Annotated in this window: 14 protein-coding genes and 1 riboswitch; all 14 genes read right to left on the reverse strand. The window is 31.9% G+C overall.

All coding sequences use genetic code 11. The features are described 5' to 3' along the window. Positions 1–7: 7 nt before the first annotated feature. The 14 genes from WY13_RS04755 to WY13_RS04820 all read right to left on the reverse strand — a co-directional run bounded on the left by WY13_RS04755 (position 8) and on the right by WY13_RS04820 (position 13,965). On the reverse strand, positions 8–511 hold the full coding sequence (locus WY13_RS04755; RefSeq protein ID WP_063554564.1) for a hypothetical protein: 504 nt from the start codon (positions 509–511) through the stop codon (positions 8–10). Positions 512–513: 2 nt separating this feature from the next. Continuing rightward, positions 514–2,964 (reverse strand): glutathionylspermidine synthase family protein, encoded by a 2,451-nt coding sequence (locus WY13_RS04760; RefSeq protein WP_063554565.1) that lies wholly within the window; start codon positions 2,962–2,964, stop codon positions 514–516. 74 nt (positions 2,965–3,038) lie between these two features. Further along, a complete protein-coding gene (locus WY13_RS04765; protein ID WP_063554566.1) occupies positions 3,039–3,413 on the reverse strand; it encodes a hypothetical protein in 375 nt (124 codons plus the stop codon). A 6-nt stretch (positions 3,414–3,419) separates the two neighbouring features. Beyond that, a complete protein-coding gene (locus WY13_RS04770; RefSeq protein WP_063554567.1) occupies positions 3,420–4,037 on the reverse strand; it encodes a hypothetical protein in 618 nt (205 codons plus the stop codon). Next, positions 4,034–4,261 carry a hypothetical protein gene (locus tag WY13_RS04775; protein ID WP_063554568.1) on the reverse strand — a complete coding sequence of 76 codons (228 nt, stop codon included), beginning with the start codon at positions 4,259–4,261 and terminating at the stop codon, positions 4,034–4,036. Before WY13_RS04775 ends, WY13_RS04770 begins: the two co-directional genes overlap by 4 nt. Positions 4,262–4,325: 64 nt before the next feature. After that, positions 4,326–5,147, reverse strand: a complete 822-nt coding sequence (locus tag WY13_RS04780; RefSeq protein ID WP_063554569.1) for an SGNH/GDSL hydrolase family protein — start codon at positions 5,145–5,147, stop codon at positions 4,326–4,328. A gap of 78 nt (positions 5,148–5,225) precedes the next feature. Continuing rightward, complete coding sequence (locus WY13_RS04785; protein ID WP_063554570.1) at positions 5,226–6,230, reverse strand: ABC transporter permease subunit; 1,005 nt, start codon at positions 6,228–6,230, stop codon at positions 5,226–5,228. A gap of 17 nt (positions 6,231–6,247) precedes the next feature. Next, positions 6,248–7,162 (reverse strand): ABC transporter ATP-binding protein, encoded by a 915-nt coding sequence (locus WY13_RS04790; protein WP_063554571.1) that lies wholly within the window; start codon positions 7,160–7,162, stop codon positions 6,248–6,250. Between the two features lie 407 nt (positions 7,163–7,569). After that, positions 7,570–9,273: a sulfate adenylyltransferase subunit 1 gene (locus WY13_RS04795; RefSeq protein WP_063554572.1), complete on the reverse strand. Its 1,704-nt coding sequence runs from the start codon at positions 9,271–9,273 to the stop codon at positions 7,570–7,572. Position 9,274: 1 nt separating this feature from the next. After that, positions 9,275–10,174: a sulfate adenylyltransferase subunit CysD gene (gene cysD / locus WY13_RS04800; protein ID WP_063554573.1), complete on the reverse strand. Its 900-nt coding sequence runs from the start codon at positions 10,172–10,174 to the stop codon at positions 9,275–9,277. A gap of 240 nt (positions 10,175–10,414) precedes the next feature. Further along, complete coding sequence (locus WY13_RS04805) at positions 10,415–10,729, reverse strand: 4Fe-4S dicluster domain-containing protein (RefSeq protein WP_063554574.1); 315 nt, start codon at positions 10,727–10,729, stop codon at positions 10,415–10,417. Next, positions 10,713–12,419, reverse strand: a complete 1,707-nt coding sequence (locus tag WY13_RS04810; RefSeq protein WP_063554575.1) for an adenylyl-sulfate reductase subunit alpha — start codon at positions 12,417–12,419, stop codon at positions 10,713–10,715. Before WY13_RS04810 ends, WY13_RS04805 begins: the two co-directional genes overlap by 17 nt. A gap of 27 nt (positions 12,420–12,446) precedes the next feature. Beyond that, positions 12,447–13,160, reverse strand: coding sequence for an ABC transporter permease (locus WY13_RS04815; protein WP_242866328.1), 714 nt, complete (start codon positions 13,158–13,160; stop codon positions 12,447–12,449). Next, positions 13,126–13,965, reverse strand: a complete 840-nt coding sequence (locus WY13_RS04820) for an ABC transporter ATP-binding protein (protein WP_063554577.1) — start codon at positions 13,963–13,965, stop codon at positions 13,126–13,128. Before WY13_RS04820 ends, WY13_RS04815 begins: the two co-directional genes overlap by 35 nt. A gap of 363 nt (positions 13,966–14,328) precedes the next feature. Then, a riboswitch (SAM riboswitch) is annotated at positions 14,329–14,433 on the reverse strand. Between the last annotated feature and the right edge of the window lie 2 nt (positions 14,434–14,435).

A 14,435-nucleotide genomic window follows, 5' to 3' on the forward strand; every position in this document is an offset into this window, starting at 1 on the left:
CTCCTTTTTAATCATCAAAGTCCTTTATATCACTTTTGTTAATCAAAATTTCATACTCATACTTTGTATTGACTTTGCCACTCCAGTTTTTATATGAAGCCGCAAAAACAGAAACTGTATCATTTTTTCCTAAGTTATTTTTAAAGGCATCCATGGATTTTTTTGCAATTGATTTATTTGCAATTTTTAATATTGATTCTTTTTCTCCATCAGTGTAACTTTCTATTATAGTTACACCTTCTGTAACATCTACATTATCAGATAAGGTTTTAGATCCATCTATAGGTTCTACTTGAAATACATATTCCATCTTGTCATCATCATTAGTTCCTTTACCCAAATAATATCCATCAACTTTATGCAGCTGATAAGTTCCGACATAAGATTTACTTACAAGTTTTTCATAACTTTTCACATATACAACAACTAAAGAAATTAAAAGTACAGCAGCAATGCCAATTATAACTATTCTTTTATTTTTATATATTTTATTAATATTTTCTCTATTCATCCTTATACCACCCTATCAATATATACAGGCATATATATACATTTTTCTCTAGTGATTAAATCTCCTAGCCTGCAGTACATTCCAATAAATTCACTTTTACTATAGAAACATCCAAGTATCGGGAATAAATTTTTTCTTTTTTCACCAAATGTTGACCTACATATATAGTTTAAAGTTTTTATATTAATTCTCTCTTGAAAAATATAGTTATCCAGATTGTTTATATCCTGACAAGATAGCTGTCCCCTAGTGTATATCCCCTCTCCTTCCCTTTCTAATATGGGTTTACAAATATAATCTATGGTTTTCATAGATTTATTACTAAAATCAGTATAGGGAATGTATTTTAGTATCACACTTTTTTCATGCTGTGTAAAAAAATCTGTTCCAAGCATTTCATATACCACAGCAAAAATGGACTTACTTTGCCCTATCATAGTTACAGGTTGATTTATACAATTTTTATTATTTATCCACTTTCCAACATCCTGCATATTGAATTTTTCAAACCAATTTAGTGGAAAATACCTATAAATCATATCAATCCTATCATCAAAATAATATAACCTACCATTTTCAACTCTTAGATTATACACATTACCTCTTATCACTCTAATTCCATATTTGTCACCTATTTTTTTTATTATGTTATATACAATATCTATATTATAGTAATCTTCATAATAACATGTACTAAATATTCCTATAGTCTTTGGGGAATATTTCATTATATATCCTTCAATATTTTCACTTAAAATGTTTTTCAAATTCTTATTTGGATTTTGTACATTACGTTTATATCTATTTACAAGATAGTCATTTACAATAGTACTTTCATATAGTCCAGCAGGAGTTTCATTATTTAGCTCCATAAGCTTCAAATTGTTATCCGTATCCAGAGCCCAATCCATCCTCCCCAAAATACTCAAGTACTTAAAATCTTTTGATGAATATATACTTTCACTTACATTTGATGTTCCTAAAATTTCATCAAACATTCCCTTATTTTCATATATAAATTCAGAAACCTTCCTAAATATGTTCAAAACTTCACAGGAAGCATTTTTTAACTCTTCAAATTTGTCACTACTTAAGATGACTTCATCTAAAGATATGTACTCCCTGGCATTATTATAGGCACCCGTAAATCCTAACTTTACGAGATCTAAATTTACCTTTTTAAACTCACTACATCTATCTTTTATATTTTTACTATATTTTATGTTGAGTTTAGAATTTCTTATTCCTATTGGAGTTATAAATGTGGTTTCATTATTTGTAAGATAGTCATAGTTCCATCTGGAACATATTCCCCTTATCTCATTACATGTAAGATAAACTCCCAAATTGCAAAAGGCATCAACAGTATGAGTATATCCACCTCTTAATTCAACTACATTGTCTTTTCTTATCTCCTTAAACTCTTGAAGAACATAGTAATGTTTATACTCTTTAATATCATCTAAAATACTTTTCCATTCTTCTTTTGAATATAGCTTTCCTATAAATACATCTTCGCTATAACGTCCAAGTATAGGCTTTATTACATATTTATCCTTATTATATCTAACCACATCAAAATTCGTATCACTTAATAACTCTGTATATGGAATACATTCTCTTACAACACTTGCAGTACCTTCATCTAGTCTATTTTCTCTCAATAATTTATGAAAATAGGCAAATATACTTTTACTTTGGAGAATTATTACTCTAGGATCATTTAATATAAGCACCTTATTTTTTTCATATAAATTTAAAAGAAGTTTAATGTCATTAACCTCATATAAATTTTCACATGGAAATTGCCTCAAAATAACATCTATGTGCCTATTAAAACAATATACCTCTTCATTTTTAATGTATATATTATTACTTCCTCCAAAAATTACATTTATCCTATCATCTTCAAGCCATTTTCTATAGAGCATTGATAAGTGGACTTCTTCATAATGACATGGATCCGCCAGAACTAATACATTGATTTTTTTGCCGCCATAATACTTTTGAATTATTGAATTAAATTTTTCTCTAAAATTTTGAACAAAGCCTCTATTTGCATTGTTATTGCAATTAAAGTATTCACCTATTGCGAGCTCTCTTTGGGCACAGGGCTTGTCATAGTTGCCTTCACTAAAAAATATTTTGTCATCATACTGAAGAAAGCAATCATATCTCGTCCAAAAAATATCTGGAATTTCTCTATTTAAATTCATTATTTCATCTTTAAGAGGGAAATCAGGAATCATGCTCTCATAATCACTGTATTTAGTATTGAAGTTATTCAACACATCTAAGGACAGTCTATCAATTACATTAGTGTAATTCTTTATTTTATTGTATTCAATTTCTGTTAAATAAAAAGGATATGGAGAATAGATATCTCCTTTTCGTCTGCAGTGTATTGAGTAATATTCAAAAAGTAATTCATCTACCACATTGTTATATTTCATCCTACTAAACTCCTTATTATAAGTCCCATACTTGCTGCCCTATTCTTAGCCAATTTCTACTACCAATATATAGTCTATCCAGCAACACTGCCAGCATGTACACCACTATAACCAGAAGTGCTTATATGATCTGAAGAGGATGTAACTCCTCCATTGCTAGTCTTAATGCTGCTTAAATTAGAGCTTGTATATGGACTTACCACTCCACTGGTAGAATTTGTCCAACTGTGCCACCCATAAAAATCCACATTAGATTTACCTTCATTTGATACCTTGTATCCTTTAAAAAAACTATTAGGATAGTATACAAAAGGTGAAGTGCAGCCAGACTGCTGCTGTGCTGCATTCTCCTGATCCTGATCAGTTATGTAATTTTGATTGTATGTATATATTGAGCTTCCAACCAAAGCTGATATAATTAATCCTAATGCTGCTTTTTTCTTATTCATCTAATTTCAATTCCTCTTTTCCTTTAACTTACTCACATTAACTCCAATATTGTTAGCCCTTAAATAATTCAAATACTCTTTCGCATCTTCTTTTATATTTTCGTCACATACATATAGCACACTATGGATTTTTAAAAAATTCAACATTTCAACTTCCGGCAAATCCTCTTCTGTTATCTCATATTGATTGTTATATTGATTTACACTATTTATTTCAATATCCACATATCGATTACTATCAAGTATAATCATGTATTTATCATAATTTTTTAAACGTGTGTTTGAAAATAAAGCAAGCTTTTTTAATATAGGCTTACTTTTAACTACTCCAAAATCGTGACATACCATATTAAAATCTGGTACTATAGTATATTTATCTCTATACTTATATCCATATTCAAGTCCTCTGTCTCCTGGTATATCGAGTATAACTAAATCTTCTCCATTTCCAACAGATTTAATTTTAGTAATATCTAATTGTACCTTATTTTCGATATCTACATTCTCTAAATTTACAACAGATGTAAAAACAAGAGACTTTATAAAGCAGGACATCACTCCTGCATTTAAATAAAAATTTTTATATATATTGTAATAGCACTCCTTAATAGCTTCATCTATCAATATCCAAGGCTCCTTTCCCTCTCAACTACAACAGAAAAACACTTTTTTAAGTTTATACAATGAGAAAGTCCTCTTTCATCTTCTATTTCTATAAAATCATCTGTTACCCCCATAACAGTTACATCCTTTAATGACGTATCTTCCCGTTCATTGTTATAAGATTCTATACTAGCATAGATATATATATTAACCTTAGCTCCCAAATATTTTTGTAACCCAACCATTTATATATCCTCCTATTTTATAAATTAATGATACAATTATATTACTATTTTCCTATAATGTTAACTACTTTTCATAATTTTTCAATGCTTCAAAGATTCTTTTTGAAATGGCCTCATAACCTATAGAATTAGGATGAAAATTATCTGCAGCAAAATAATTTCCTGAATTATATTTAAAAAGGTCATATGTAGGAATATATATAGCATTATCATCTGAAGATACAAGTTGGTCTGTTTTATAATTCCACTCATTTAGAAGTTCCAATTTGTCTTCAGTTAGCTCACTTCCAAAAGGATTATACAATCCAATAAACACAATTATACTATTTTGATTTCTACTTCTTATTAGTTTAAAGACATCTGACAGATTTTTCATGTACTTATTTTCAACTGTCTTCAAGCTATCTGTCTGAACAACAGAGGAAACTGTACTTGAATTTTTAAAATTTTTTATTTCATTTCCACCAATAGAAATAAAAATCATATTTGAATCCTGTATATACTGCAGGGTCTGCTTACTTTTTACTATATTTAAAAGTCCAGAAGATACATCACCATTAACGGAAATGTTGGTAATGTCTATGGGTTTTTTAGTTTTATTTTTCCAAAGTTTAGAAAAGTCACTTGCGAATCCACTATTAGTTTCATCCCCAGTTCCTCTTGCTAGTGAATCACCCATAACTAAAATATTATAGGAATTACTGTTTAATTTTTTTATTTTAGTATCCACAGCTTTATTCTCACTTCCCTTATTTGCAACTTTACTACTGCTGCTGCCAGATGATGCATTAGTAATATTAATAGAATATGCAAATCCTGCTGCAAATACTATTGTAAATACAAATGCAGCAATAGATAAAATTGTAAATTTCACTTTTTTGTACATTACATTTTCCCCCTACCTCATAAGGCATTTTCAAAGAAATAACCAGTCAGTATGCTAGCCCATTTTTTATCATACTGCCTAAACCAATACATCTTGTTTTTGAAATACGCTGAAACTTATAACTAAAGCTGCAATTGACCATAAACACAGCACTAATGCAGAAAAAGAAAGACTCATCCCAGAAACAGGTTGATAAGATGCTGTTAAATACTGTGTTAAATCCAAATTTACAGCAAAGAAATATTTAATCATCGGCCAATCCTGTAAAAACATCTGGAGGAACCCCCCTCCTATTAAAGTTGCCAGCATTATACCCACAGATGTAACAGTATTTCTCACTATTACAGAAACCATAAAAGATAAAGTTGCAATATTTACAGAGACAAACCATCCAAGTGAATATACTAAGATAGCATACTGCCACTGGTAAATTCTTATTACATTTGAGGAATCCAGCTTATCTCCTATAACTTTAAATCCCGTTGCCATAGGTTCATTCCATCCTCCACTGTGAAATGCAAAACTTGATATTATTACGCACATAAGCGCAGACTCTAAAATTACTATACATGATAAAATCAAAACCCCAATGTACTTGCTAAGTAGTATCTTCCACCTTGGAACAGCCCTAGTTAACAATACCTTTATTGTTTTGGAGGAAAATTCTCCAGAAACAGCATCTCCTGCTAATATAATTATGAGCAGCGGTAAAAATAAATAAATTGCCTCATCCATAAAATCAATAGTAAATTTTGCACTAGTTGGAGTTATTGGATTTATGTTGTGATTTATATAATACTGCAGCTGTTCAATTTGAATATTTATTGAATTTTTTCTGTCCTCTTTTATGTATTGACTGTTCATAGTATTTTTTAAATATAATATCTGCTGATTCACCATTGATTTCCAATTATAATTTTGAGTTTGTCCCGGTGTACCTGAAAATCTCATTATTGTATGTTTATATGATGCATTTTCTCCATAACAAAAAAGAGATACGAGTACAAGTAAAATTACAGAAATAAGAACTAGTTTCTTTTTTGAAAGCATCTTAAGTACTTCATTTTCAATTAATCTTATCAAAATTTTATGCCCCCCAATTAAACAATTTGATTTCCCTCTGTCAGGTTCAAAAACAAATCCTCTAGTGTCTTGTTTTTGTTGTCAACATACTTTATCATAAGTCCTTGTTCCACAAAGCAGGAATTTATCTCTTGAAGCTTTTCTAGCGAAACATTTGCTTCAAGCCTTTCTTCAACTACATTGCCTTTGACCTTCCAAATTTCTTCTAAAATTTTTCTTCCCTTTTCATTGTCATTTAAAACCCAGAATACTCCTTGATTATTTAATAATTTATCTACATCTGCACTCTCTAAAACAGTTTCCCCATTTTTAATTATAGTTACTTTGTCACACATAAGTTCTATTTCAGAAATAATATGACTTGATACAAGTACAGAAATATTTTTTTCACTTGCCAATTGTTTTACTAAGTTTCTAAGTTCACTTATTCCAGATGGATCAAGTCCATTAGTTGGTTCATCTAAAATGAGAAGTTTTGGATTATGCATTAAAGCCTGTGCAATCCCAAGTCTCTGCTTCATTCCAAGAGAATATGTACTTACCTTGTCCCTAATTCTATTTTTTAAGCCTACCAAATCTACTACATTTATTATATCCTTTTCTGTAACAGCTCTACTCATGGATGCTAGCATCTTTAAATTATCTATTCCGCTCATATAGTTATATAAATCAGGTCCTTCTATAATACATCCCACATTTGACATAGCTTTTACATAATTTTTAGTTATAGAGTATCCACATATATCAACTTTTCCAGAAGTAGGCTTTGAAAGTCCTACAATCATACGAAGTGTCGTTGATTTTCCTGCTCCATTAGGACCTAAAAAACCCATTACTTCTCCCTGCTTCATTGAAAAACTTATTCCTTTAATTATCTGCCTACCCTTTATTGTTTTTGTAACATTGTCCAGTAACAATACTTCATCTTTCATCTTTATACCTTCTTTTTAAGAGTTATATGATATATACTTTATTATGAGTAAATTTATAGTATATATCAATATCAATTGGTGTGATTTAATATTTTATTAATTTTAATAAATATCCTATTATATAATTGAAGCTTCTCTAGACAGGCGAAATATTTATAACAAAATTTTAAAATTATCTTTGACTTAGATCCCACTCTAAGGTTTATCCTCTTCATATACAATATATAGAAGAGATAATTGTAAAAAATGACTATAAATTTAAGGCAGGATAATAAAAAGGAATTGCTGAACTTTTACCACGCTCATCAATTCCTCTAAACACTCTACATGATCTATAGACCATATTCATCTTAGTAGAACTTTTCCCATCATATGGACTCATACTATTTCATGGGCTTCTGTAACTTCTATAATACGTCCATCTGAGCCTTATGAAATATTACTCCTCTATAAGTTTCTAGGTTAACCCATTTATTTAAAAATTCCACTTCATTTTCTTGCTTCATTTTATTATATTCATTTAAGAACTCTAACGTTTCCTCAGCTGAATTTACTTTTACTGCAAACCCTCTACCATTGACTATTGGAACTCCCGTATACTTATATCTATCAATAGATTGAATGTCACTAATCCTCTTGTGACGAACTTTAATTGCTACCCAATCACGAAGAACTAAAATATCCACATTTTCTGGATACTTGTAACTCTCACCTTGAACCGGAATTTCATCTCCCACTGTATAGGTATGTGATACTGATTTATATTTCGATAAAGATAAACTTTCTGTATTATAGTAGAATTCTTCGAAAACATCTCCTCTTGCTTTTAGATCATTATACTGAAATGCAATCTTATCCTTCTTATTTTCACTATTGAAAATATCTTCTACAACACCACAAGCTGAGGTCATATTAGTAATACGATCAATTAATATAAGTTCTCCTAGAGTCTTGTGCACGCGAAACTTGTCCACTACAATCTTTTCAGAAAGTGATATATTACATATTACAATTTCATTTTTCTTTAAAAATCCAGTAGATAAGTGTTCTCCTGTATTTACATCAATTTTATATTTTATCTCTGTAACAGCACCTGGAAGCATTTTTGTTCCTATCTTTACAAAATAATCTTTTCCTGCTGTTAACTCAGAATCATCCATCCAAAGAATGGTAGCAGTAATTAAATTGCTGGTTACAAGCTTTGTATCTTTTGTAAGCACACATCCCCTAGATACATCTACTTCCTTGTTAAGCTGTATTGTTATAGGCTGGCCTTTTACTGCACTTTGTACGTTCTTATCTGTCATATGAATACTTTTTATTAGTGCTTTCTCGCTACTTGGAAGTGTTGTTACTTCATCTCCTACTGTAATGCTGCCAGCTTCAATCTCTCCTTGAAAACCTCTAAAAGTGTGATCTGGTCTACATACTCTCTGTACTGGCATATAAAAATCTTTCTCTTCACCAGTACTTTCCACATCTACATTTTCAAGATAAGTTAAAATAGGTATTCCGGTATACCACGATATATTTTCTGACTTCTTTGTAATGTTATCCCCCTCTGTAGCAGATACAGGAATGACTTCAATATTTTTCAATGAAAGTTCCTTCTTTAACTTTCTAATTTCTTCTTCAATTTTTAAAAACCTTTCTTGATTATATCCAATTAAATCCATCTTGTTAACAGCAAATATGAAATGTTTGATACCCATTAATGAACAAATTCTTGCATGTCTTCTTGTTTGAACAAGTACCCCTTGTTTTGCATCTATAAGTATAATGGCAAGATCTGCAAAGGATGCACCTACTGCCATGTTTCTGGTATACTCTTCATGCCCTGGTGTATCAGCTACAATAAAACTTCGATTATCTGTTGTAAAATAACGATATGCCACATCTATAGTAATACCCTGTTCACGCTCTGCCATAAGACCATCTAATAATAAAGAGTAGTCAATAGCTCCCCCACGGCTGCCAACCCTACTATCTAATTCCAAGGCTTTTTTCTGATCTGCAAATAAAAGCTTTGCATCATATAAAATATGTCCAATAAGAGTGGATTTTCCATCGTCCACGCTACCACAGGTTATAAACTTTAACAAGCTTTTCATACTAGAAATACCCCTCTTTCTTTCTTCTTTCCATACTGCCTATTTCTTCAGTATCAATAACACGGGTGGTTCTCTCAGATGATACCGCACTTAATGTTTCTTCAATAATTTCATCTAAAGTTGCAGCTTCTGATTCGATGCCTCCTGTTAGAGGATAGCATCCCAGAGTTCTAAAACGCACCTTTTTGTATTCAATTTTTTCTCCTGGTAATAATCTCATTCTATCGTCATCCACCATAATGATATTACCATCTCTATATACCACTGGACGTTCCTTTGCAAAATATAATGATACGATATCAATATTTTCTCTTTTAATATATTGCCAGATGTCCCTTTCTGTCCAATTTGAAATAGGAAAAACTCTCATACTCTCACCTTTATGAATTCTAGTATTATAAAGTTTCCACATTTCTGGCCTCTGATTTTTAGGGTCCCATGCCTGTGCCTCGTTACGGAAAGAAAAAATTCTCTCTTTTGCTCGTGACTTTTCTTCATCACGACGACCACCACCAAAAGCTGCTGTAAAACCATATTTTTTCAGTCCTTGTTTTAAAGCCTGAGTTTTCATAATATCTGTGTAAGATGAACCATAATCAAAAGGATTAATTCCCTGTTTTACCCCTTCTTCGTTAGTATGAACAAGCATCTCTATTCCTAATTCCTTCGCCCTTCTATCACGAAATTCTATCATTTCTTTAAACTTCCATGTAGTGTCAATATGCATGAATGGAAACGGTGGTTTCTCTGGATAAAATGCTTTCATGGCAAGGTGCAACATAACAGAGCTATCTTTTCCTATTGAATATAACATTACTGGTTTTTCACATTCCGCAACAACTTCGCGAATAATATATATTGCTTCTGCTTCTAATTTATCAAGATGTGACAATTCACTCATTATTAAATCCTCCTACTGTTTCTATTTATTTTTTTCGATAACAATCCTCTCTGATTCCCCTTTTAACGAAGGCGTAAAGAGCTGCTACTTAACTTGATTCATTCAACTAAGAATCTGGTATAAGTTAAATACCTAAATTATATTTAACGTGCAAAGCCCAGTCATCGTAGACAAACTCTGTCTAATTCAAGCTTCACTTCATCACTAATTTTTCTAATTTCACATATCTAAAGCCTTTTGTTAATACTTATTAGAATCTTTACGGTTTACATCAATGGTCTGTACAGTTCCATTAGTTTTTTCAATATTCCAATGAACTATATCCCCTTCTGACACAACAGTTAGGCGGCTTCCTCTTCCTCCAATATCTGCCCCAAGATAAAAGGAAATTGCACATTTCTTACATTCCTTTATACAGGAACTGCATCCCCAACAATCTTTTGGATACTTTATATAGGCTTTTCCGTCTTTATCTAACTTTATAAGACTTCCTGGACATACAGATAAGCATTTTTTACAACCCACACATTTTTCTTTGTTAATTGATATGCTCATAGGTTTTACCTCTTCCTACTAAATCTCTAAACAAAATAGTAAGTTTTCCATCCACAAGTTTTGAATTAACGTATTTAAGCCATTCATCACTTTTCTCTGGATAATCCAGATTTTCTGCAAAACTATGCCATCTAGTTTCTTTTCTTGCTCTTAAATGAGCAATCACTGACTTACAGAGAATCAATCTTTCTTTTAATTCATATACAAACATCAATTCATGCATATCACTTGCATACAAATTACTGCTTAGCTTCATAATCTGCCCAATTTTTTCATCCGCCAATGCAAGCTGTTTTTCATTAAACTGATAATTACTTCCAATTCCTCCTGCATAAGCATCCATCACTTTCTGCATAGCTTCTTCTAGCTCTTCAGATGAAAACATAGGGCTTTCAAAATTCAATATTCTTTCTACTTCCTGTTTCTTTGACTTGATAATTAAATCTTCCTCTGATTTCGATAAAATAACAGTACCGCTTTTATTCCTTTCTATTGCTTCTATTGCAGCTTTTCCAGCAATCTCACCCTCTACAAATGCACCTGTAACATATTTTTGTGGACAACCGCCAGCCACATCACCAGCAGCAAAAAGGCCTTTAATTGTAGTTTCACGTTTCGTATCAACCCAATATCCGCTTGCAGTGTGACCACCTACTATATACGGTTCGGTTCCTTCTATCTCTATGTTTTGTTCACTTGGATTTTTACCTTCTTCTATCCACTTCAAAGTCTGACTTGGGGCCATATTCAAATATGCCTTTTGCAGCTCTTTATCCTGTGAAGAACTAATTCCTTTTGTTCTTAAATAGCAAGGCCCTCTGCCTTCCTTGTTCTCCCTTACTGTTCCATAAACTCTTTCAGAAGTAGTAAGACCATATTTTGCCTCATAAACTTCTCCTTTTGAATTAACCTGCTTTGCTCCTACACCTTGTGCTATAGTTCCAGTAGGTGCTATAGTGTCTTTACATCTTAAAGCAATAAATCGCATTTCAAAAGTAGTCATTTCCGCCCCTGATCGGATTCCCATAGCATAGCCTGCTCCAGTATTAAATGGTGGATACCACATCTTATGCCTGGAGAAACCTGGGTTATTAGGTTTATACAATCCTGCTGCACCACCAGTGGCACATATTACTTTTTTGGCTCTAATTTCATAAAGTATTTCCTCTTCCACATCAATTGCAAAGGCACCCAATATTTGGTTATCCTTCACAATATAATCAATTGCATTCACCTGATTCATAACCGTTACATCAGAAAGTTCTTTCACTGTGGCTGCTAAAATAGGCTTTACATTTTCTCCATTAATTTTAATATTTCTGTTTCCTCTAGCCACATACTCGCCATTTTCATCCTTTAAAATAACAAGTCCCAATTGTTCCATCTTTTTGGTTACTCTATTAAGTCCTTGAGACATAGTAAGAAGTAAATCTTCTCTTACTATGTTATCTGCATCCTTTTTTGCATAATCCACATAATCCTCTGGAGTTCTACCCTTTACAATATAAGCATTAAGCGCATTGACCCCAGCTGCCAAACAACCGCTTCTTTTAATATTTGCTTTTTCAACAATTAATACAGAAGCATTGGAATTTTCTCTTATGGTTAAGGCTGCATAACACCCTGCTGTACCTCCACCAATAATTAATATATCTGTTTCTAACTGTTTTACTTGTATCTCCTTTTTCATACAATACTCCTTTTTAAATAATTCTTATTATGCTTTTACAAATCCGTATTTACGATTTATGGCATACTCTATCTTTTGGAACACAAGCTTATCAATCAAAAATCCTAGTAAAAGGATCACTACCATTACCGCAACAATCTCATTTATATCATTATATTTCTTACCTTCAGTTAATATTTGTCCTAACCCATTCATTGAAGAAGCTATCATTTCCCCTGCTATTAAACCTCTCCATGCAAAAGCCCAACCTTGTCTCACTCCTGCTAAAATTACTGGAATAGATTCCGGAAAAATCACTTCCTTATATAAAGAAAATCCTCTAGCTCCTGCCATTTTCGCTACTCTAACGTATATAGGTGTAAAATTTTTAATACCACTTTCTATTGCCATAGACACTGCAAAAACTGACCCTATAATTATTACAAATAATATGGCCTTTTCATTTAGTCCAAACCATAAAACTGCAAAGGGTACCCAGCACACATTAGGCATACTTTGAAGTCCTGCAATAAATTCACCTAGGCTATCCCTAATATATTTCAACTTTACCATTAAAAGTCCTATTAGTGCTCCCAGAATAAGTGATATTAAAAAACCTATTACAAGTCTTCTCAAGCTTATAAGAATTGCAATTTCTAAAGTATTATTTGCTATAAGTTCAATAATTCTTTCAAGCACCTTGACCATGGATGGAAAGCCACCAAACTTATAGGCCAATTCCCATATTACTATCAATATCACATAGAATAGGATCTTGTTCCATACCCCACCTTTCATCAAAATCTGCTTTTGCAACCTTTTCCACCTCCCTTTTAAACTCTTTCATAATTGATGAAACCATATAAGTTACATCAAGGCTATCTATCTTTCTAGGTCTTGCTAACTGTATTCTAAATTCTTTCTTTTCAGAATCCGGACTTGATGGCATTAAAATAACCCTATCGGCTAAAATTACTGCTTCCTCAATACTATGAGTTATAAATACTATAGTCTTTTTGGTATTCCGCCACATTTTCTGAGTTTCCATTCGAAGGATATCCCTTGTTTGGCTATCAAGAGCTGAGAAAGGTTCATCCATAAGAAGTATGTTAGAATCTAAGCAAAGTGCTCTAGCAATTGATACTTTTTGCTTCATTCCACCAGAAAGTTCACTAGCAAAAGCATCCTTAAATTTAATAAGATTCATCATTTTTAAATATCTAAGAGCTTTTTCTCTTCTTACATTTTTGGGAACTCCAGACACTTTCATTCCAAACTCTACATTATCTATAACTTTTAACCATGGAAAAAGTGCATGCTCCTGGAATACAACAGCCCTGTCTGGTCCTGGTGAAGTTACTTCTTTTCCATCTAAAATAACTTTTCCACTACTAGGCTTTTCAAATCCAGCTATAATATTCAAAAGCGTGGATTTTCCACAACCTGAAGGACCTAAAACACATACAAACTCCCCGTCTTTCACGGTTAAATCTATGCTTCTAAGTACCTCCAGTTCTGTATTATTTTTTTTATATTTTTTACTTAATCCCTCAATTACTAAACTCAATTTCCTTCACCCTCTTTAATATTTAAAATGTATTAGAAAAGCCTTAGACCTCTATTTATCTTAATCCCTGAGGGTGCTTTTTTATTATTCCCCCCAGAATTTTAAACAAAAACTAAAATGTTTCCCAGCTTACTCTTAAACTTTATACTTCTTAATTTACTTGTACTTATTACTAATTTGGTAATAATTATAAACAAAAAAGCCAAGCTTCAACAAACTTAGAAAATCCACTAAAAACGAAAAAGTGTTTTCCAGTTCAAATGAAACTTGACCTCTAGTTTTTCTAGTCAGCCAACTAAAATATTAAATTTAACTATTAAAAAACTTCCTATGAGGAAAGCACAGGAAGTTACATTCTCGTGTTTCTCATCTTTCAGGTTACTCCTGCTGGAATTAGCACCGTTAAATATAAAATATTCAGGTTGCCGGACATCATAGGGCCAGTCCCTCCGTCTCTCTCGATAAGAAGT

The organism is Clostridium ljungdahlii, assembly GCF_001636845.1.
Taxonomy (GTDB): domain Bacteria; phylum Bacillota; class Clostridia; order Clostridiales; family Clostridiaceae; genus Clostridium_B; species Clostridium_B ljungdahlii_A.